The sequence below is a fragment of the Rhodospirillum sp. A1_3_36 genome, from assembly GCF_047263945.1.
GTDB lineage: Bacteria > Pseudomonadota > Alphaproteobacteria > Rhodospirillales > Rhodospirillaceae > Rhodospirillum.
In genome coordinates this window covers 695,293-714,185 of the sequence record NZ_JBLAVB010000001.1, presented here as the reverse complement: position 1 = coordinate 714,185, position 18,893 = coordinate 695,293, and the positions used below count along the sequence as shown (strand labels likewise).

At 58.4% G+C, this 18,893-nt stretch carries 20 protein-coding genes; 15 read left to right on the top strand and 5 right to left on the bottom strand.

Annotation, left to right across the window (positions count from 1 at the left end; translation table 11 throughout):
* The first annotated feature begins 116 nt into the window (after positions 1 to 116).
* The 14 genes from ACLIRY_RS03150 to tsaD all read left to right on the top strand — a co-directional run bounded on the left by ACLIRY_RS03150 (position 117) and on the right by tsaD (position 13,540).
* On the top strand, positions 117 to 734 hold the full coding sequence (locus ACLIRY_RS03150) for an NADH-quinone oxidoreductase subunit J (protein WP_413203879.1): 618 nt from the start codon (positions 117 to 119) through the stop codon (positions 732 to 734).
* Entirely contained in the window at positions 734 to 1,042 is a 309-nt protein-coding gene (gene nuoK, locus ACLIRY_RS03145) for an NADH-quinone oxidoreductase subunit NuoK (RefSeq protein WP_413203878.1), read from the top strand. The genes ACLIRY_RS03150 and nuoK overlap by 1 nt, the downstream gene beginning before the upstream one ends.
* A 13-nt stretch (positions 1,043 to 1,055) precedes the next feature.
* Entirely contained in the window at positions 1,056 to 2,981 is a 1,926-nt protein-coding gene (gene nuoL, locus ACLIRY_RS03140; protein ID WP_413204189.1) for an NADH-quinone oxidoreductase subunit L, read from the top strand.
* 11 nt (positions 2,982 to 2,992) lie between these two features.
* Positions 2,993 to 4,522: an NADH-quinone oxidoreductase subunit M gene (locus ACLIRY_RS03135; protein WP_413203877.1), complete on the top strand. Its 1,530-nt coding sequence runs from the start codon at positions 2,993 to 2,995 to the stop codon at positions 4,520 to 4,522.
* A gap of 21 nt (positions 4,523 to 4,543) precedes the next feature.
* Positions 4,544 to 6,016: an NADH-quinone oxidoreductase subunit NuoN gene (nuoN, locus tag ACLIRY_RS03130; protein ID WP_413203876.1), complete on the top strand. Its 1,473-nt coding sequence runs from the start codon at positions 4,544 to 4,546 to the stop codon at positions 6,014 to 6,016.
* Between the two features lie 10 nt (positions 6,017 to 6,026).
* Positions 6,027 to 6,890, top strand: a complete 864-nt coding sequence (locus ACLIRY_RS03125) for a biotin--[acetyl-CoA-carboxylase] ligase (RefSeq protein ID WP_413203875.1) — start codon at positions 6,027 to 6,029, stop codon at positions 6,888 to 6,890.
* Between the two features lie 45 nt (positions 6,891 to 6,935).
* Entirely contained in the window at positions 6,936 to 7,703 is a 768-nt protein-coding gene (locus tag ACLIRY_RS03120; RefSeq protein ID WP_413203874.1) for a type III pantothenate kinase, read from the top strand.
* A 75-nt stretch (positions 7,704 to 7,778) separates the two neighbouring features.
* Entirely contained in the window at positions 7,779 to 9,464 is a 1,686-nt protein-coding gene (locus tag ACLIRY_RS03115; protein ID WP_413203873.1) for a ribonuclease J, read from the top strand.
* 69 nt (positions 9,465 to 9,533) lie between these two features.
* The gene (gene mce / locus ACLIRY_RS03110; RefSeq protein WP_413203872.1) at positions 9,534 to 9,938 is read left to right on the top strand and encodes a methylmalonyl-CoA epimerase; all 405 of its coding nucleotides are present in this window, start codon (positions 9,534 to 9,536) and stop codon (positions 9,936 to 9,938) included.
* A 212-nt stretch (positions 9,939 to 10,150) separates the two neighbouring features.
* Positions 10,151 to 10,720 (top strand): DNA-3-methyladenine glycosylase I, encoded by a 570-nt coding sequence (locus ACLIRY_RS03105; RefSeq protein WP_413203871.1) that lies wholly within the window; start codon positions 10,151 to 10,153, stop codon positions 10,718 to 10,720.
* 5 nt (positions 10,721 to 10,725) lie between these two features.
* Positions 10,726 to 11,223 (top strand): tRNA (adenosine(37)-N6)-threonylcarbamoyltransferase complex ATPase subunit type 1 TsaE, encoded by a 498-nt coding sequence (gene tsaE / locus ACLIRY_RS03100; protein WP_413203870.1) that lies wholly within the window; start codon positions 10,726 to 10,728, stop codon positions 11,221 to 11,223.
* Positions 11,220 to 11,882 carry a tRNA (adenosine(37)-N6)-threonylcarbamoyltransferase complex dimerization subunit type 1 TsaB gene (gene tsaB / locus ACLIRY_RS03095; RefSeq protein ID WP_413203869.1) on the top strand — a complete coding sequence of 221 codons (663 nt, stop codon included), beginning with the start codon at positions 11,220 to 11,222 and terminating at the stop codon, positions 11,880 to 11,882. The genes tsaE and tsaB overlap by 4 nt, the downstream gene beginning before the upstream one ends.
* Positions 11,883 to 11,921: 39 nt before the next feature.
* Positions 11,922 to 12,530: an L-threonylcarbamoyladenylate synthase gene (locus ACLIRY_RS03090; RefSeq protein ID WP_413203868.1), complete on the top strand. Its 609-nt coding sequence runs from the start codon at positions 11,922 to 11,924 to the stop codon at positions 12,528 to 12,530.
* Positions 12,527 to 13,540 (top strand): tRNA (adenosine(37)-N6)-threonylcarbamoyltransferase complex transferase subunit TsaD, encoded by a 1,014-nt coding sequence (gene tsaD / locus ACLIRY_RS03085; RefSeq protein WP_413203867.1) that lies wholly within the window; start codon positions 12,527 to 12,529, stop codon positions 13,538 to 13,540. The genes ACLIRY_RS03090 and tsaD overlap by 4 nt, the downstream gene beginning before the upstream one ends.
* A 254-nt stretch (positions 13,541 to 13,794) precedes the next feature.
* Here the strand turns inward: tsaD and ACLIRY_RS03080 are convergent, their stop codons facing one another.
* The 5 genes from ACLIRY_RS03080 to ACLIRY_RS03060 form a co-directional block, all read right to left on the bottom strand.
* The gene (locus ACLIRY_RS03080; RefSeq protein WP_413203866.1) at positions 13,795 to 14,139 is read right to left on the bottom strand and encodes a hypothetical protein; all 345 of its coding nucleotides are present in this window, start codon (positions 14,137 to 14,139) and stop codon (positions 13,795 to 13,797) included.
* Between the two features lie 319 nt (positions 14,140 to 14,458).
* Positions 14,459 to 14,836, bottom strand: coding sequence for a hypothetical protein (locus ACLIRY_RS03075; protein WP_413203865.1), 378 nt, complete (start codon positions 14,834 to 14,836; stop codon positions 14,459 to 14,461).
* A 226-nt stretch (positions 14,837 to 15,062) separates the two neighbouring features.
* Positions 15,063 to 15,266, bottom strand: coding sequence for a TOBE domain-containing protein (locus ACLIRY_RS03070; protein ID WP_413203864.1), 204 nt, complete (start codon positions 15,264 to 15,266; stop codon positions 15,063 to 15,065).
* Between the two features lie 187 nt (positions 15,267 to 15,453).
* A complete protein-coding gene (locus ACLIRY_RS03065; protein WP_413203863.1) occupies positions 15,454 to 15,792 on the bottom strand; it encodes a winged helix-turn-helix domain-containing protein in 339 nt (112 codons plus the stop codon).
* A gap of 133 nt (positions 15,793 to 15,925) precedes the next feature.
* Positions 15,926 to 17,314 carry a hypothetical protein gene (locus ACLIRY_RS03060; protein WP_413203862.1) on the bottom strand — a complete coding sequence of 463 codons (1,389 nt, stop codon included), beginning with the start codon at positions 17,312 to 17,314 and terminating at the stop codon, positions 15,926 to 15,928.
* A gap of 439 nt (positions 17,315 to 17,753) precedes the next feature.
* Between ACLIRY_RS03060 and ACLIRY_RS03055 the strand changes: the two genes are divergently transcribed.
* A complete protein-coding gene (locus tag ACLIRY_RS03055; RefSeq protein WP_413204188.1) occupies positions 17,754 to 18,872 on the top strand; it encodes an isovaleryl-CoA dehydrogenase in 1,119 nt (372 codons plus the stop codon).
* Positions 18,873 to 18,893 lie beyond the last annotated feature (21 nt).

Here is an 18,893-nt window from a genome sequence, read left to right as displayed (position 1 = left end):
TCCCGTCCATCTAGGTTTTATACCCGGATAGTCCCTTCGGGCTGTCCGCTTCCGGGAACACGAACGATGCACCGCACGCACTCCAGCGCCCCCGGCACGGCCGGGAAGGGGGACGAATGATCGTACAAGGTCTCATCTTCTACATGCTGGCCGCCATCATGGTGGCGTCGGCCTTCATGGTCGTGACCAGCCGCAATCCGGTCCATTCCGTGTTGTGGCTGATCTTGGCTTTCGTGAACTCGGCGGGCCTGTTCCTCCTCCTTGGGGCGGAATTCGTGGCCATGCTGGTGGTTGTCGTCTATGTAGGCGCGGTCGCGGTCCTTTTCCTTTTCGTGGTGATGATGCTCGACATCAATTACCTGAAAGTTCGGGAAGGGTTCCTGACCTACTTGCCCATTGGCGCGGCAATAGGCGTGGTCCTGCTCGCGGAGATCGCCGTGCTGGCAGGGGGCTGGACCATGGCGCCAGAGGCCATGGGCCTTCGCGCTGTACCGGCGCCCGAGCCGGGTACGATTTCCAACTCGCAGGCTTTGGGGCATGTGATCTACACGGATTACGTCTATCTGTTCCAGGCTGCGGGCTTGGTCCTGCTGGTGGCGATGATCGGTTCGATCATGTTGACCCACCGCAGCCACCCGAATGTGCGTCGCCAGAAGGTCGCCGATCAGATTGCTCGGCGGAAGGAACGCACCCTGAAGCTCAACAAAGTGCACACCGGCAAGGGGATTTCGTGATGGAAATCACGCTGGCCCACTATCTCACCGTCGCTGCGATGCTGTTCACTCTGGGTGTCTTTGGCATCTTCGCGAACCGCAAGAACGTGGTGGTCATCCTGATGTCCGTCGAGCTGATCCTGCTCGCGGTGAACATCAACATGGTGGCCTTCTCCGCCCATCTTCAGGACATGGTGGGGCAATTGTTCACCATGTTCATCCTGACCGTGGCCGCCGCTGAAGCGGGCATCGGCCTTGCGATCGTCGTCGTGTTCTTCCGGAACCGAGGCTCGATCGAGGTCGAAGACATCAACCAGATGAAGGGGTGAGGGGGACACCATGATGTACGCCGCCATCGTCTTCCTGCCGCTTCTCGGCGCCTTAATCGCGGGCTTTGGCCGTCACGCGTTGGGCGACAAGGGATCGCAGTGGGTTACTTGCACAGGCTTGGGCATTGCCGCCCTTTTGTCCTGGTACGCGTTTTTTGAGGTTGCCGTGGGGGGTAATCCGACGACGGTCACTCTGTTCACTTGGGTGGCCTCCGGGGATTTACACTTTGATTGGGCGCTGAAGATCGACACCCTGACGGCGGTCATGCTGATCGTGGTCACGACGATCTCCTTCATGGTGCATATTTATTCCGTTGGGTATATGCACCACGATCCGAGCATCCCCCGGTTTATGGCCTATCTGTCCCTGTTCACCTTCGCCATGTTGATGTTGGTGACCGCGGACAACCTGGTGCAGATGTTCTTCGGCTGGGAGGGTGTCGGTCTGGCTTCCTACCTGCTGATCGGCTTCTGGTATGAGAAGCCCTCGGCTAACGCTGCGGCCATTAAGGCTTTCGTTGTCAACCGGGTGGGGGACTTCGGGTTCTCTCTGGGGATCTTCGGTGTCTTCGTGGTTTTCGGGACGGTGGGGTTGGACGCGATCTTCGCCGCCGCGCCCCAGTATGCGGATACCACGAAGACCTTCTTTGGGGTCGAGTGGCACGCCATGACGATCCTCTGTGTCCTTCTGTTCGTTGGCGCCATGGGCAAGTCGGCCCAGCTTGGTCTGCACACTTGGTTGCCGGATGCCATGGAGGGTCCGACGCCCGTTTCTGCTCTGATCCACGCCGCGACCATGGTGACGGCTGGTGTGTTCATGGTTGCGCGCCTGTCGCCGCTGTTCGTCCTGTCAGACACGGCCATGGCCATCGTGACCATTGTCGGTGCCTCGACCGCTTTCTTTGCCGCGACCATCGGCTGTGTGCAGAATGACATCAAACGGGTGATCGCCTATTCCACCTGTTCTCAGTTGGGCTATATGTTCTTCGCCCTTGGCGTCGGTGCCTTCGGAACCGGTGTCTTCCACCTGATGACCCACGCTTTCTTCAAGGCCCTTTTGTTCCTTGGTGCCGGTTCGGTCATTCACGCCATGTCTGACGAACAGGACATGCGCCGCATGGGCGGCATCTGGAAAATGGTTCCCTGGACCTACGGGTTCATGTGGATTGGCTCTTGGGCTTTGATGGGGCTGCCGCCGTTCTCCGGCTATTTCTCCAAGGATATGATCCTGGAAGTCGCCTATGCCGCCGATAGTGGAGTTGGACAATACGCCTTCTGGCTCGGCGTCGCCGCCGCTTCCCTGACCGCGTTCTATTCCACCCGTTTGCTCCTGATGACCTTCCATGGGACGCCCCGTGCCGACGATCACGTGATGGGTCATGTGCATGAAAGCCCCTGGATTATGCTTGCTCCACTGGTTGTTCTCGCTTTGGGTGCGATGATCGCCGGTGGCCTGGGGGCAAATTTGTTCATCGGCGAGGGCCGGGAGCAGTTTTGGGGCGAGGCGGTGAAGGATATGGCTGTCACCGAACATGCCCACCATGTGCCGGGTTGGGTGAAGCTGTTGCCGCTGGTTGTGACTGCTGCGGGGATTTTCTTGGGCTGGGTGTTCTATGCGGCCAAGCCGAAATGGCCAGTTCGTCTGGCTGAGGCCCAGCCGGGAATCTACAAGTTCCTGCTAAACAAGTGGTACTTCGACGAGCTCTACGACCGCATCTTCATCAAGCCGGCTTTCGCCTTGGGACGTGCGTTTTGGAAGGGGGGTGACGGTGCGCTCATCGACGGGATCGGTCCCGACGGGATCGCCTCGGTCACCCGTTCCATGGCGGCGCGCTTCGGCAAGATGCAATCCGGTTTCCTTTACCACTATGCCTTCGCGATGATCATCGGCGTTGCCGGAATCGTCACGTGGTTCATGGTCACCTCCGCCGGGCATTGAGAGAGGCCACGATGAACGATCTTCCGCTGCTTTCGATCATTACCTTCCTGCCGCTGGTCGGCGCACTCTTCATCTTCATGGTGCGGGGTGATGAGGAGGTCGTGGCGCGCAACGCTCGCAATGTGGCGCTGCTGACCACTGCTTTTACCTTCCTGCTGTCTCTGGCCCTTTGGTTCGGCTTCGATCCGACCAATGGGGGCTTCCAGTTCACCGAGAAGGTGGAATGGTTGCCTGAATACGGCATTAACTACCAGATGGGCGTGGACGGCATCTCCGTGTTGTTCGTCCTGCTCTCCACCGTGCTGACGCCGCTGTGCATCCTGTCGTCCTGGACTGCTATTACCAAACGGGTGAAAGAGTACATGATTGCCTTCCTCATCCTGGAAACGATGATGGTTGGCATGTTCTGTGCTCTGGATTTCGTGGTCTTCTACATTTTCTTCGAAGCCGTCCTGATCCCGATGTTCCTGATCATCGGCGTCTGGGGTGGGGCGCGTCGGGTATACGCAGCCTTCAAGTTCTTTCTGTATACCTTGGCGGGTTCGGTGCTGATGCTTCTGGCCCTGCTGACCATGGCGATCCAGGCGGGCACCACGGACATTCCGTCCCTGATGGCTTTCCACTTCGCTCCGGCTCTGCAGACCTGGCTGTGGTTGGCTATGTTCGCCAGCTTCGCAGTGAAAGTGCCGATGTGGCCGGTTCACACTTGGTTGCCTGATGCCCACGTGGAAGCGCCGACGGCGGGGTCGGTGATCCTGGCAGGCGTGTTGCTGAAAATGGGTGCATATGGGTTCCTGCGTTTCTCCATTCCGATGCTGCCGATTGCCTCGGCGGACTTCACGCCCTTCATCTATGTCCTGTCCATCGTCGCGGTGATCTACACCTCCCTGGTAGCCCTGGTGCAGCAGGACATGAAGAAGCTGATTGCCTATTCATCCATCGCGCACATGGCCTTCGTCACGGCGGGAATCTTCGCCATGAACGAACTGGCCGTAGAGGGTGCCATCTTCCAGATGCTGTCCCACGGTGTGGTGTCCGGGGCGCTCTTCCTATGCGTCGGCGTGGTTTACGACAGGCTGCATACTCGGGAGATCTCCCGTTACGGCGGTCTGGCGAACAATATGTCCCGCTATGCCCTGTTCTTCATGTTGTTCACCATGGCTTCTATCGGCTTGCCGGGTACGGCCGGGTTCGTGGGTGAGTTCATGATCATGCTGGGTGTCTTCCAGGCCAGTAGCTGGGTCGCCTTCTTCATTGCCTTCGGTGTGATTCTGGGCGCGGCCTACATGCTGTACCTCTATCGCCGGGTGATCTTCGGGAAGCTGGAAAAGGAGGACCTGAAGGCTCTCCTGGACCTTTCGCCCCGCGAGGTTGCCATCTTCGCTCCGCTGATCGTTCTGACCTTGTGGATGGGTATTTATCCCTCCAGCTTCCTGGACGTCATGCATGCATCGGTGGGTGACCTTGTGTCCAATTACCAAACCGCGCTCGTCGCGGCCGGGAAGCTCCCGGCCGAGGCCCTGGCGTTGGCTCAGCGCTAAGAGCACGGGGGAGTAGATCAGATGATGTCTCAATCGCTTGTCATGGGGCCCGCCCTGCCGGAGATCCTCCTGGCTGTCCTCGCCTTGGCCATGTTGATGGTGGGTGTCTTCCGTAAGGGAGACAGCACGGCACTGGTGGGGTGGATCGCGATCGCTGGCTTTGTTGTGGCTGGTGTTATGACCCTGATGGGGTCTGGCCACGATACCGAATTGGCCTTTGGCGGCCTGTTCATCAACGATGGGTTCGCCCGGTTCACCAAGATTCTGGTGCTGCTTGGCACCATCATGACCACCGTCATGGCCCTATCCTGGATGAAGCGGGAAGGGGAGGGCCGGTTTGAGTTCCCCGTGCTCATCATCCTGGCCACCGTTGGCATGATGATGATGATTTCGGCGAACAGCCTCATCTCCCTGTACATGGGGCTGGAGCTGCAGTCGCTGGCACTCTACGTGATAGCGGCCTTTCAGCGCGATAACCTGCGCTCCACCGAGGCGGGCCTGAAGTACTTTGTTCTGGGTTCCTTGGCGTCCGGCCTGCTGCTCTATGGCATGTCTCTGGTCTACGGATTCGCCGGAACAGTGAGCTTTGACGGTCTCGCTGAAGTGGCCAATGCCGGAGAAATGTCCACCGGCGTTCTGGTGGGTGTTATCTTCATGGTTGCGGGTATGGCCTTTAAGGTGTCCGCCGTGCCCTTCCATATGTGGACTCCTGACGTGTATGAGGGGGCACCAACCCCGGTAACGGCCTTCTTTGCTACAGCCCCCAAGGTTGCAGCCATGGCCCTGTTCTGCCGGGTCATGATGGGTCCCTTTGAAGCCTATGCTCCGCAGTGGCAACAGGTCATCGTCTTGATCTCCATTCTGTCCATGGTCCTGGGTGCCTTCGCCGCCATCAATCAAACCAATATCAAGCGTCTGATGGCCTATTCCTCCATTGGTCATGTCGGCTTTGCCCTGGTTGGCATTGCGGCAGGAACGACGGAAGGCATTCAAGGGGTCTTGGTCTACTTGGCCATCTACCTGTTCATGACCGTTGGCACCTTTACGATCATTCTGGCCATGCGCCAGAAGGGCCGTGCGGTGGAGAACATCAACGACCTGGCGGGTCTATCAAAGACCAACCCTCTGATGGCTGCGGCGATGACAGCCTTCATGTTCTCTATGGCGGGTGTTCCTCCGCTGGCTGGTTTTTTTGGTAAGTTCTATGTCTTCATGTCGGCGGTAAATGCCGGATTGTATACCCTGGCCGTAATCGGTGTGCTCTCTAGTGTGGTGGGTGCCTTCTATTATATCCGCCTCATCAAGGTGATGTACTTCGATGATGTGGTGGAGCCACTGGATAGACTCTCTGGCACCACGCCGAAGGCTTTGTTGGCCATTAGCTCTCTGGTGATTCTGTTGTTTTTCCTGACGCCTGCTCCGCTCGTGGACGGCGCCATGGCGGCGGCGGAATCCCTGACTGGCGGGACAACTGCTGTGGCCTCCAGCCATTGAGGCGGTCTCTGTGATCGCGAAGGGCTCCGATGGAGCGTATGGGGAGAGGACCGGACCGGTCCTCTCCCTTCCCTTCGGGTGGGTGCTGGATGCCCATGACAGCCTGTCGAGCACGAATGCGACTGCCAGGGATCATGTTTTGGCAGGAACAGCTCGCGAAGGTCTGATTGTCTGGGCGGGTGAGCAGACCGGTGGTCGCGGGCGGCGCGGACGGGTTTGGCATAGCCCGAAGGGCAACCTGTATCACAGCTATCTGTTTCGCTCTGGCTCTGCTCCGGCAGTGAATGCCCAATTGTCTTTCGTTGGGGCCATTGCCTTGAGTGAGGCGATCGAGGCACTCTGTGCCTTCGCGGATCCCCGATGTAAATGGCCCAATGACATTGTGTGTCATGGGGGCAAAGTTTCTGGCATGCTCCTAGAACAGGTGGAGAACCCACAGGGAGGCGCGCCTTGGGTGGTGCTCGGAATCGGGGTGAATGTCACGACTGCTCCCATCACCGGTGCCCTGTTTCCGGCCTTGGCATTGGCCGATCTGGGGTGCGGGATGACTGTGGAGGGGTTGCTGGAGGCGATTGCCCGGTCCGTAAGCAAATGGGTGGGCAAGTGGCGGACGGATGGCTTCACGCCTATACGAGACGCATGGCTCGCCCGGGCATTGGGTGTGGGGCGGCCGATTGAAGCTCGACTTTCAGAAACCGTGACTCTGTCCGGAATTTTTGAAGGGTTGGATGGGGATGGACATTTATGTCTTCTGGAGCCTGATGGTAGGCGGCGGCTGATTTCGGCTGGCGACGTTTTCTTTCCAGGTCTCGAGGAGCCAGGTCTTGAAGGATCCGATCTGGATCCGTTGCCTGGGAAAGGTCCCGTTTCCTGAATTGGAGCACTGGGATTTTTTTGTGATTTGGGATTTGCGGACACGATGCTTCTAGCCATTGATGCGGGTAATACCAATACCGTTTTCGCTGTTTATGACGGGGAAACGCGATCGGGAGAATGGCGTTCGGCCACCAATCAGAATCGCACCGCCGATGAAATGGGCGTCTGGCTGTTCCAACTGATGTCCCTTGCCGGGATTGATCCCAAGGCTATTGATTCCTGCATCATTGCCTCGGTCGTACCGGCTGCAGTTTTTAATTTGCGGTTGCTTTGCCACAATTATTTTCACTGTCCGCCTATGGTCGTGGGCGAGCCCGATGTGAAGCTGGGCATAGACGTCCTGTTGGACCACCCGGAAGAGGTCGGGGCGGACCGATTGGTTAATGCGGTCGCCGCCCATCAGGCCTATGGTGGACCACTGATCGTCATCGACTTCGGTACGGCAACGACCTTCGATGTGGTGGATGGCAATGGCAACTATTGTGGCGGTGCGATTGCCCCGGGGGTGAACCTGTCCCTAGAGGCCTTGCACATGGCCTCGGCCAAATTACCCCGGGTCGCCATCGGACGGCCTCGGACTGCGATCGGTAAGTCAACCATACCGGCCATGCGGTCCGGTATCTATTTGGGCTACGTTGGCTTGATTGAGGGGCTCACCCGTCGCATATCGGAAGAGTTCGGTGCGCCCATGCGGGTGGTTGCGACGGGCGGGCTCGCGCCCTTGTTCGCTGAGGCCACTGATGTGATGGAGCATATTGATCCCGATTTGACCCTTCGCGGCTTACTGATTATCCATCGCCTGAATACATGACTTCTCTCGGATTTCCGCTCAGTCGGGTCCGCCGTTTTTTACATAACCCCTTGTTCGACGGGATCAATCCGCCCCATGGCCGATACTAAGACACCGGTTCCCCCACGCTTCCATAAGGAAGGCCTGTATTTCGTACCCCTGGGGGGCGCCGGAGAGATCGGCATGAACCTCAACCTTTACCGCTACGAAGGTAAGTGGTTGATGGTCGATCTGGGGATCACCTTCGGCAATGACACCACACCCGGTGTGGATGTGATTCTACCCGATCCGTCTTTTATTGAAGAGTTGAAGGCCGATCTGGTTGGTTTGGTGATCACCCATGCTCACGAAGACCATTTGGGGGCCGTGCCCTATCTGTGGCCCGATCTGGAATGCCCGGTCTATGCCACCCCCTTCTCCGCAGAATTCCTGCGTCATAAACTGCGGGAAGACGATTTGGTGGGGGAGGTTCCCCTGACGGAAATTCCACTGGGTGGTCGGTTCACGGTGGGACCCTTCGATCTGGAATTCATATCCACTACCCATTCCATCCCCGAGCCCAACCACTTGGCCATTCGGACCAAATCCGGGGTGATTCTGCATACGGCGGATTGGAAGCTTGACCCCGAGCCCCTCGTGGGCGGGCCTGCTGACCTGGATGCGTTGAAGCGCCTGGGTGACGAGGGTGTGCTGGCCATGGTCGGCGATAGCACCAATATCTTTTCCGATAAGCATTCCGGGTCGGAAGGCGACGTCCGGCGCTCCATGATTGAGCTGTTCGGTCAGTTCAAGACCGGTCGCATTGCCGTGGCCTGCTTTGCCTCGAACATTGCGCGAATGGAAAGCATTGCCATTGCCGCAAAGGCCAATGGACGGGAGGTGGCGCTGGCGGGCCGGTCTCTCTGGCGCATGCATGATACGGCGAAGACCTGTGGGTATCTGAAAGATGCGCCAAAGTTCCTGACGGACGAGGAGGGCGCGCGCCTACCCCGGGACAAGGTCCTGTTCATTTGCACTGGCTCCCAGGGTGAGCCCCGGGCCGCTCTGAAGCGTATCGCCAGTGATAGCCATCCCCATGTGTCATTGAGCAAGGGCGACGTGGTGATCTTCTCCAGCCGGATCATTCCCGGCAATGAGCGGTCCATCCTGCAGCTTCAGAACCAGATCGCTGCCCTAGGGGCGAAGATGATCACTTCGCGCGACGCCCTCGTCCACGTTTCGGGCCATCCGGGAGCGGATGAGGTTCGGACCCTGTATGAATTGACCCGGCCCCGGATTTCCTTGCCCGTGCACGGGGAGTTCATGCATTTGGATGAGCATTCCTCCGTCGCCCGGGACATGGGGGTCAAGCAGGTTGTGACCATCACCAACGGTGATGTGGTCCGCTTGGACGGGACCGAGCCGGAGGTGGTTGGCCAAGTTCCGACGGGGCGTCTCGCACTGGACGGTGACCGATTGATTCCCTTGGACAGCGAAGTGGTTCGCGATCGCAAGCGCATTGGTTTCAACGGGGCCGTTGTGGTGTCCCTGGTGCTTGACGGCAAGGGGCGGCTGATGGCAGAGCCGCGCATCAGTGCCCGTGGGCTGTTGGATGTGGAAGACGATGCCGATGACCTGGAGGATCTGTTGGATCTGGTGAGCGATGCGGTCAATGGGATGCGATCGGCAGACCGGCGGGATGATTATCCCGTGGAGGAAACAGTGCGTGTGGCGGTGCGTCGCGCTTTCCGTCAGAGCCAGGGCCGCCGCCCAGTGACGGATATTCACGTTTTGCGCGTTTGATCCGCTGTGGTGAGGATTTATAGTGATTTATAAATCCTCACTATGGATATGGATAGAGAGAGAAACACCATGATTGGACGTCTGAATCACGTGGCCATCGCCGTTCCCGACCTTGAAGCCGCCGCTGCGGACTATCGGGGTACTCTGGGCGCCAAGGTATCCGACCCGGTTCCCCAGCCCGCCCACGGCGTGACTGTGGTCTTCGTTGAATTGCCCAATTCCAAGATTGAGCTGCTTCACCCTCTGGGGGAGAAGTCCCCTATTCAGGCGTTCCTCGACAAGAACCCGTCCGGGGGGATCCATCACGTCTGTTACGAGGTGGAAGACATCATTGCCGCCCGGGACAAGCTGAAGGCCGACGGCAAGCGCGTGTTGGGCGACGGGGAGCCCAAGAACGGAGCCCATGACAAGCCCGTGCTCTTCCTGCATCCCAAGGATTTCTATGGCACCCTTGTGGAGCTGGAACAGGCGTAAGGGGAGGCTCTCGCCTGGGTGACAGAGTAGGATAGTGTGGGCTCCCGCCCACACCCGGCTGGGGAGTTTCACTCCCCAGACCCCTTTTGAGTTGGTTGCTTCCGGGAAGGGGATCTCTTTGAAAAAAAGGAGATTGGTTTGGGAAGCTCTGCTTCCCAATTGGGGGGTATAGGGGGCGAAAGCCCCCTCTTGTTTTGAAGGAGAATCGCTCCATGTCTTGGTACTGTGACGTGGCGCCGGGGCATCCGGAGCATGGCCCCTACCACGACACCGAATACGGTTTTCCCACCCGGGACGAAACGGTCCTGTTCGAGCGCCTTTGCCTGGAGATCTTCCAGGCGGGTTTGTCATGGCTGCTGATCCTCAAGCGTCGCCCGGGGCTGAATGCCGCTTTCGATGGCTTCGACGTAGACACCGTCGCGGCCTATGGCGAGGAAGACGTGGCCCGTTTGTTGGGGGATGTGCGGATTATCCGCAATCGGTTAAAGGTTCATGCGATCATCCATAATGCACAGGTGCTTCAGGGGCTGCGGGCAAGTCATGGTGGGTTCGCCTGCTGGATTGATGCCCATACGCCCCGAGATCTTGACGAGTGGGTGAAACTGTTCCGCAAAACCTTCCGCTTCACGGGCAAGGAAGTGGTCAATGAATTCCTGATGAGCACCGGAACCCTGCCGGGCGCCCATCGCCCCGATTGCCCGGTCATGGTGCGGATTGCAGACGCCAAGGCCGCAGTCTCCTCTGCCAATTCTTCCTCCACCAGCACCTCCAGCGCTTTGTGATCGTGATGGCCGTTCTCCCCCCCGTGACCCTCACCCGATCCGATTTCCTCGACATGGATCGCTTGGCTGAGGCCTTGGCGGTCCGGTTGGAACCGGGGGACGTGATCCTGTTGGATGGTCCCGTTGGCATGGGCAAAACCTATTTCGTCAAGGCCGTAGCTCGGGTATTGGGGTCGGAGGACGAAGTCACCAGCCCCACCTACGCTTTGGCTCAGGTCTATAAAGGAAGAGAAGTGGATATCCTGCATGTGGATGCCTACCGCCTATCCGGTGTGGGAGAATATCTGGACATGGGTATGGAAGCCTATTTCGACGAGGCGATGGTCTTTGTGGAATGGGGCGAGACTGTTCGGGGTGCCCATGACGATCCACTGACGCTGCGCATTGCCCAGGCGCCCTCCGGACCCGAGGCGCGGAGCGTGACCTTGGAGTGGGAGGCCGGACCCTGGGACAACAAAGTGGCGGCCCTTCTGGCCGATCTGGGTCAGGGAGGCGCCGTATGACTCTCGCCCTCTGCATTGATACCAGCGATGGCCATTCCCATGTGGTTCTGGGAAACGAGATCGGCGTTTTGGCCACCCGTGACCGGGGGCGGGATCTGGATACCGCCATCTTCTTGCCGCAGGCGACGCGGGAGGTTTTGTCTGAAGCCGGGCGGACCTTGGCGGATATTGATCTGGTCGCGGTCAACATCGGCCCCGGGGGGCTGAGCGCCACCCGCTGTGGGGTCTCCTTCACCAATGCCTTGGCCTTTGCCCTGGGGCGGCCCATTCTCGGGGTCGACCATCTTATCCTTTTGGGATCTCGGACGCGGGCTTTGGGGGCTGCACCGGTGGTCTGCTTGAAGCGGGCGGCGAACGCCCACGCCTATGTGGGGCTTTACGACGGCCAAACCCTGTCCCATCTGGTCTTTGGCCCAGCGGGCCCCGCCGTTGCCCATGTGTTGGGTAAGGCTGGGGACGGGGCGGTGCTGTCCGGTGACGTCCAGGTTTTGAAGGATCCGGCGTTGACGGCTCGGGCTCCGGTTTTGGGCGCGGAGGAGAGTGCTCTCGCGCCGCGTTTCCTCCAGCTGGCGCTGGATGGGGCAGAGAAAGCGGGACCGGATCCGGTCGAGCCCCTGAATGAACTGGATCCCCGATTCATCCCCCTCGACCGCGTTTGACGAGGGGAGGGGGAATGGCGAGCAAAGAGCAAGACATCAATGGCCCAAGCCGTGACTGAAACCAAGATCGAAACTGTCGCCGCCTGCCTGCGAGAGGGAGGAGTGGTTCTGCTGCCCACCGATACGGTCTATGGCTTGGCAGTCTCGCCGGAGTATCCGGAAGCGGTGGCGCGCCTGTTCGCCCTGAAACAGCGCCCGGCTCAGAGAAACCTGCCGGTTATGGTCGCGGACCTGGAGGCGCTTGGTCCGCTTGGGTTGGAGCGCACCCCGGTTATGGATCGTCTGGCTGCGTCCTCCTTTGTTCCCGGTGCCCTGACCTTGGCCGTGGGATTCTCGGAGAGGCCTCGCCCGATCTGGCTTGAGGGGCGGGAAGAAGTGGCCTTCCGCATTCCAAACCACCCATTTCTGCTCGCGCTGCTGCGGACAATGGGCCCTCTTTTGGTGACCAGCGCCAATGGCCATGGGATGGCGACTGCCGAACGGGTCGAAGGCATCCTGCCTCAACTGTCCGGTCGGCCGGATCTGGTGATTGATGGCGGTACGCTGAGCGGGGATCCCTCCACCTTGGTGAATTGCCGGGTGGATCCACCTCGGGTGGAGCGAGAAGGGGTGATCCCTGAAAAGACGATCCGGGAGCTGTTGGCATGAGCCCTTTTGATGGGATGGATGGCGGGGTGATTCTTGGGGTCGAATCCTCTTGCGACGATACGGCCGTGGCTCTGGTGACTGCCAAGGGGGAGGTTCTGGCCTCCCGCAAGGCGACCCAAGAGGAGATCCATGCTGAATTTGGTGGGGTGTATCCGGAATTCGCCAGCCGCGCCCATGTGAAGTCGATCATTCCCGCCGTCGAGGGCACTTTCAAGGAAGCCGGAATCTCGCCCCGAGACCTGCGGGCCATTGGTGTGACGCGGGGGCCAGGGCTGATCGGCTCCCTGCTGGTGGGCATTAATACGGCGGCGGGGCTGGGGTTGGTCTGGGATAAGCCGGTGATCGGTGTCAATCACTTGCGGGGCCACCTGCGCAGCGCCGACCTGGAAGAGGCGCGGATCACCTACCCAGCCCTGATTTTCCTGGTGTCCGGCGGCCATACGGTGCTCGCCCATATGCGTTCGACCACGGATATCCGGATTGTTGGCAAGACCCGCGATGACTCCGTCGGCGAAGCCTATGACAAGGTCGCGCGCATGCTCGGCCTCGGCTATCCAGGCGGACCGGAGATCGACCGACGCGCCAAGGAGGGGACCGCTACCCTGCGCTTTCCCCGCCCCTTGATCCGCGAAGGCCTGGAGTTCTCTTGGTCTGGGTTGAAGGCTGCGGTGGGGCGCCATGTGGATCAGAACGGGCCGGAGCCCGTCAACGACCTTGCCGCCTCCTTCGTTCGCGCGGTTCTGGATGTGATAGAAGCCAAATGCCGTAAGGCCCTGGAGGACTACCCCTCGAGCTGCATGGCCGTGGTGGGCGGCGTGGCGGCGAGCCCCCAGATCAGAGAGTCGCTCGAAACGCTGTGCGCCGAGAAAGGGGTGGCGCTTTGCCTGCCTCCCTTGAAGTGGTCCACGGATAATGCCGCAATGATTGCCCTGGCCGCCTGGGATTACCTCGCCCATGATATCGCGCCCCCCCTGGTTGCTCAGGCGCGCTTGTCCCTTGAGGTGTTCTGAAGAGCATCCGGTCTGATTCACACTATGGGACAGGAGAGTGTCTCGTAAGTCTTGGACGATTGCCCAAGCCCATTTGGGGGCAAATGCCCCCAAACCCCCATTTTTTGTTCTAAAGCATGTCACGTGAAATGTGATTCACGAAACATGCTCTAGAAATAAGGGCCCGGGGTCTGGGGCCCTTCGGCCCCAGTGGGGGATATTATGCTCTCAGAAAAACGCGCCAGCCCCTTGGCTACTCCGGACAAGAGGACCCCCTATCGGGTAAGCTGTTCTCTTGCACAGCGACCGAGCATATCCCGCTCCAAACACTGGTCCTGTAGATAGGCCGCCCATTCGGTCAATCCGATCAATTCCCGGTCTTCCGGTCGATAGTCCGGGCGTGTCACACGGTTTGCTGCGTCAAGGAAATCCTGAATTTCAGCCTGGCATGTGAGGCATTGTGCGCTGACCAGCCGTTCCAGGTCATGGGCGACAGCGCGGGCTTTCTCGATCTCCTGTCCGAAGTCGGATGCCGTTGGCGAGTGGTCTGCGGTTGAGCAGACCTCTACCATATGTGCCAATAGGCATTGTACCGGACCCGTGGGGGTGTTCGCGTCCATGGTTTCGCCTCCCTCTGTGTACTTGTTTTTTTATCCCCTTTAAGAAAAGCCTCCATCTCCAACCAATTGACCAATACCATTCGATGAGATCACTCAACTCCTATCATGTCACTCAAACGGGGCAAAGCCTGATCTTGCTCGTTTAGCGTGGGACGTGACACCTTGACCAACCATCTTATTCTTGAACAATTCCATGGAATTCGTCAATTAATCTTAAATGTTAATATTTTGTTTTAATTTTCTATATTTTTCCGATGGACCTTTGGTGTCCGTGATTGTCGAAGGTGATGTCTTGGTAGACTGTTGAAGAACCTGGGATTTACAACCTTTCTGGATTTTCGATTGCCCATTGACGGGCTTCTCGTTCCCGGTGGCGCAACCATCGACTTCCTTGGTCGCGCAATCGCGAGACCATGTTATCCAGGCCTTCGGCAATAGGGCGTTCGCGGTGTGAGAGAAGAACATCGCATCCGAGTCGCCTTAAAAGCGCAGATGTGATGTCGTCCGTTTCCATCGCAAAGACAAACTGACAGCCGCCCAACAGACGTAGATGGGCTTCCCTGTCATTTGTGGTCAACTCGGATGCCTGGATCAGGTGAGCACCTTCCTCGGAGACCTCGTGGATGACCAGGCAAGGTGCTGAGAGGGGGAGAGCGTTTACATGGGCCAGGTCGGTGGTGGCGAAAGCGATGCGCATGGCTGGATCCTCCCAATGGATGGGGCGACGGTCGCATAGAGGCAGGCCTTGAAGCGGACGGCCCCTTGGGGGAGGGGGAAGCGAAGAAGAAAGGGGCCGCCAAAGACCTTTTAGATCACGATGAAATCAGGTCTGTCCGACCTGGTTTTATAAACGTGATCTAAATCATATAGTTAGAGTGGAATGAGACGGAAAACCGCACATGCTTTTCCTCATTCCGCTCTAGCTATTTGCCAATCATCACATCCGAGGATTTGATGAGGACGGTGACCGCGTCTCCGACCTTGAGGCCCAGATCTTTCACCGCTTCGTCTGTAATTGAAGACGTAACGGTCTGTCCTCCAATGTCAATTTTCACGGATGCGTTCACCGGCCCTTCGATCAAAGCTGTTACGGTTCCGGTGAGTTGGTTGCGTGTGCTGAGTTTCATGCTGGGTTCCCCTTTTTATGCCCGTCATCTGTGGCGGGAGTAATGCCAGACAGGTTCCTTTCTTAAGCATAAACATGCTTGAGTTTGTCTGTGCATAGCGAGCCTCGCCGAAAACCTCAGCGCTGTCAATCGCTTCGTTATGTCTGGTTATGCATATGAGGGCAGGGCTGGATATTTACCCTGTCTGCTATTCTGCCCCTTCTTCGTCGCCGTCGGCGAAGCGGCAGCCGGGGGAATCGGGGTCGCCTTGGGGGGCGTTCTCGTTGGATAGGGACTGCAGGAGAGCGATTTCATCGCCTGCGGCTTCTAGGGTTTTGCGTTCCAATTCCCGAAAGGTCGCGAGGACGGTCTCACCCATTGGCGTCAATTGAGCGCCACCTCCCTTGGCCCCACCGAAGGAAGTGGAGACGAGAGGGCTTTGAAAGGCTCGGTTCAATTCATCGAGCATGGCCCAGGCCTTGCGGTAGGATAGACCATTGGTCCGGGCTGCGGAGGAAATGGACCCTGTTTTCTTGAGGGTTTCCATTAGATCTGCCTTCCCTGGACCAAGAATGGCGAAGCCGCATAGTTTTAAGCGTAGGCGCAAACGTTGATGCGAGGGCATTGTCCCGTTTCCCTTTTCAGTCCCAATCGCGTCCCGCCTGTTCCGCTGGAATGCGCTATTTTTTGAACACGCCCTTCAGGCTGGCATCGAGCAGATCCGTGGAGCCCAGGATCTTATCGATCTCTCCCCCCTTGACGGATCCGCGTTTTTTCATGGATTGGATGTTCGTCACTAGTCCTGCAATGGCTTTGACGCCTTTTTCATTTTGGAACGGTCCTTCGAAGAAGGGGCGACCAAAGCCTTGCTTGTTCCAAAGGCCGTCCAGGATCAAAACAGCTTCTCCAAAGGACAGGTCGACGTTTGAATCGTCAGTGTCACCCCGGACAACGGGATTGTTTTCGGTCAGGTGCAGGGCCTTTACCATATCGGCCGAGGAGAAGTACTCTAAATAGCGGTCTGCCAGCTTCGCGATCTGGTCGTAGCGATCTGACCGCGCTGGCCCTGAGAGATGGCGGGTGGTGGCGCAGACCCGCCCAATGGCGTCGACCAGATCGCCGGGTCGTTCCATTAATACTTCGAAATGCTTGCCCAGGACATGGCGGACGACAGCAATGTCCGTCTCGTATCGTCGTCCTTTGAGTCTTTGTTTTCCCTGTTTGACGCGCTTGGCGTTCACTTGTTCGGTGATGTCGCGGATTGACCAGCTTCCGATGGAGCGGATGGTTTCCGAGCTCTTCACCGAAATGATATAGGGACCCAGATCCCGGAATTGTTCCACCACCTGAAAGGTATCGGCGATGGCATTCAGATAGTCCGGATCCCATTGGGTGACTTCAATGAATTCCTTGCCCATGGACTGACGGAGGGCATGGAGGGCATGGGGCTCGAGCCGGGCGAAGGCTTTCAGATGCTCCAGCTCCATGCCGAACATGATTTCTTCGAACCGGTTGCCAAAGGCTTCGCGCAGGTGGTCCAAGCGGAGGGCATCAAATTCCGCGATAATGCGCAGCTTTGGCAGGTCGGCCAGTCCTCCCAAAACGTCACCCACCTTTTCCAAGGCCATCTCATTGCCCGCGAACATATGTTCTGCCGCGATCATGACGAGGGCTTCCTCTACATCGTCCATGGCAACACCGCAACAGGCGGTTTCCAAACCATTTTTCCCAAAGGGAATGGGATCACCATCAAGATCCCGCAGGGTCACCAGACCCGCTTTCCAGGAGGCCTGGAAGACAGCCCAGCCCCGGTCGATCAGGTCCGGGTCGGCCAAGGCTTCGTCCAGGGGCACACCTTGAAGAAGAAGGGATTCGGGTTTCAGGACCTTGTGTTCCACGTTTTGGAGGCGCGGATACAACCGATGGAGCGCCCGATTTAAGCGCTTTCGGGTGGACCGGGGAAACATATTGGCCAAGCTCCGTCCCATCCCCTTGAGAAAGGAGGGGAGGGCCGCGACGATCTCACCGTCTCCTAATGTTTCGCCGATCACCGTCAGCCGTGTTTCCATGGTCCCTGGCGTCTTTCCTGGTCTGATCCGTTTGTTTTCGCCGGTTTTATCCGGTCCCGGGTAGGGGGAAGGGGGCCAAAATACACTCCTTTCTCCGGGTGTGGCGAGGGGGAATCCCATGCTTTCCGGTAGAGGGTCATTTCCAAGACGTTGGTTTACGTTAACGTAAACGGTAGATATTGACGTTAACGTAAACGGTAGATACAGTGAGATTGTTCGCAAGGGAGGAATGGACGAGCCGCATGCGACGAACACACTCTGAGAAGGAGTGGCGGTGGCTTGTTCTTGTTCTGAACTGTGCCAAGTGAATCCTATCAAGACGCCTCGTCTGGATAAGCCCGGAGCCATAATTCGGGAGCGGGTCGAGGTCAAGACGTCCAGGGAGGTGTCCGTGTTCGATTATCCGTCGTTGAATTTCGACCTTGGCGAGACCGCCGAGATGTTGCGCGACAGCGTGCGTTCCTTTGCCGAATCCGAGATCGCCCCCCGGGCTGCGGATATCGATAGGGAGAATGATTTCCCCGCCGATCTTTGGCGTAAGATGGGCGAAATGGGCCTGTTGGGTGTGACGGTGGAAGAGGAATTTGGGGGCTCGGACATGGGCTACCTGGAGCATACCATCGCCGTCCAGGAAATCAGCCGGGCTTCGGCCAGCGTGGGTCTCAGCTACGGCGCCCATTCCAACCTGTGCGTCAACCAGATCCGCCGCAATGGCACCGAGGCACAGAAACGGGCCTATCTCCCCAAGCTGGTCTCCGGAGAGCATGTGGGAGCGCTGGCCATGAGCGAACCCGGCTCCGGGTCCGACGTGGTGTCCATGCGGACTCGCGCGGACAAGAAAGGGGATCGCTATATCCTCAACGGCAATAAGATGTGGATCACCAACGGTCCCAATGCCGATGTGCTGGTGATTTATGCCAAGACCTCTCCCGAGGCGGGATCCAAGGGGATTACGGCCTTTTTGGTAGAAAAGGGATTCAAGGGATTCTCTACGGCCCAGAAGTTGGACAAGTTGGGGATGCGCGGCTCCAACACTTGCGAACTGGTCTTTGAGGACTGCGAAGTCCCTGAGGAGAACGTACTGGGTAAGGTGGACGGCGGCGTCCGGGTGTTGATGAGCGGTCTGGACTACGAGCGTCTGGTTCTCTCCGGTGGTCCGCTCGGCATCATGGATGCCTGTATGGACGTGGTCCTGCCCTATGTCCATGAGCGCAGCCAGTTCGGCCAGCCCATTGGATCGTTCCAATTGATGCAGGGCAAGCTGGCGGACATGTACTCCACCATGAATGCCTGCAAAGCTTATGTTTATGCCGTGGCCAAGGCCTGTGACCGGGGGGAGACCACCCGCAAGGATGCGGCGGGGGCGATCCTCTATTCTGCGGAAAAGGCCACTTGGATGGCCTTGGAGGCCATTCAATGCCTTGGCGGCAATGGCTATATCAACGAGTATCCCACGGGTCGGCTGTTGCGCGACGCCAAGCTGTACGAGATTGGCGCGGGCACCAGCGAGATTCGCCGGATGCTCATTGGCCGTGAACTGTTTGGCGAAACGGCCTGACGCCCGGCGAACCCATTCCGT

What these genes read in the sequence shown, in the direction of transcription:
- ACLIRY_RS03150 (WP_413203879.1), top strand. Translation starts at nt 117, where the DNA reads ATGATCGTACAAGGTCTCATCTTCTACATGCTGGCCGCCATCATGGTG.
- nuoK (WP_413203878.1), top strand. Translation starts at nt 734, where the DNA reads ATGGAAATCACGCTGGCCCACTATCTCACCGTCGCTGCGATGCTGTTC.
- nuoL (WP_413204189.1), top strand. Translation starts at nt 1,056, where the DNA reads ATGTACGCCGCCATCGTCTTCCTGCCGCTTCTCGGCGCCTTAATCGCG.
- ACLIRY_RS03135 (WP_413203877.1), top strand. Translation starts at nt 2,993, where the DNA reads ATGAACGATCTTCCGCTGCTTTCGATCATTACCTTCCTGCCGCTGGTC.
- nuoN (WP_413203876.1), top strand. Translation starts at nt 4,544, where the DNA reads ATGATGTCTCAATCGCTTGTCATGGGGCCCGCCCTGCCGGAGATCCTC.
- ACLIRY_RS03120 (WP_413203874.1), top strand. Translation starts at nt 6,936, where the DNA reads ATGCTTCTAGCCATTGATGCGGGTAATACCAATACCGTTTTCGCTGTT.
- ACLIRY_RS03115 (WP_413203873.1), top strand. Translation starts at nt 7,779, where the DNA reads ATGGCCGATACTAAGACACCGGTTCCCCCACGCTTCCATAAGGAAGGC.
- mce (WP_413203872.1), top strand. Translation starts at nt 9,534, where the DNA reads ATGATTGGACGTCTGAATCACGTGGCCATCGCCGTTCCCGACCTTGAA.
- ACLIRY_RS03105 (WP_413203871.1), top strand. Translation starts at nt 10,151, where the DNA reads ATGTCTTGGTACTGTGACGTGGCGCCGGGGCATCCGGAGCATGGCCCC.
- tsaE (WP_413203870.1), top strand. Translation starts at nt 10,726, where the DNA reads ATGGCCGTTCTCCCCCCCGTGACCCTCACCCGATCCGATTTCCTCGAC.
- tsaB (WP_413203869.1), top strand. Translation starts at nt 11,220, where the DNA reads ATGACTCTCGCCCTCTGCATTGATACCAGCGATGGCCATTCCCATGTG.
- ACLIRY_RS03090 (WP_413203868.1), top strand. Translation starts at nt 11,922, where the DNA reads ATGGCCCAAGCCGTGACTGAAACCAAGATCGAAACTGTCGCCGCCTGC.
- tsaD (WP_413203867.1), top strand. Translation starts at nt 12,527, where the DNA reads ATGAGCCCTTTTGATGGGATGGATGGCGGGGTGATTCTTGGGGTCGAA.
- ACLIRY_RS03080 (WP_413203866.1), bottom strand. Translation starts at nt 14,139, where the DNA reads ATGGACGCGAACACCCCCACGGGTCCGGTACAATGCCTATTGGCACAT.
- ACLIRY_RS03075 (WP_413203865.1), bottom strand. Translation starts at nt 14,836, where the DNA reads ATGCGCATCGCTTTCGCCACCACCGACCTGGCCCATGTAAACGCTCTC.
- ACLIRY_RS03070 (WP_413203864.1), bottom strand. Translation starts at nt 15,266, where the DNA reads ATGAAACTCAGCACACGCAACCAACTCACCGGAACCGTAACAGCTTTG.
- ACLIRY_RS03065 (WP_413203863.1), bottom strand. Translation starts at nt 15,792, where the DNA reads ATGGAAACCCTCAAGAAAACAGGGTCCATTTCCTCCGCAGCCCGGACC.
- ACLIRY_RS03060 (WP_413203862.1), bottom strand. Translation starts at nt 17,314, where the DNA reads ATGGAAACACGGCTGACGGTGATCGGCGAAACATTAGGAGACGGTGAG.
- ACLIRY_RS03055 (WP_413204188.1), top strand. Translation starts at nt 17,754, where the DNA reads ATGTTGCGCGACAGCGTGCGTTCCTTTGCCGAATCCGAGATCGCCCCC.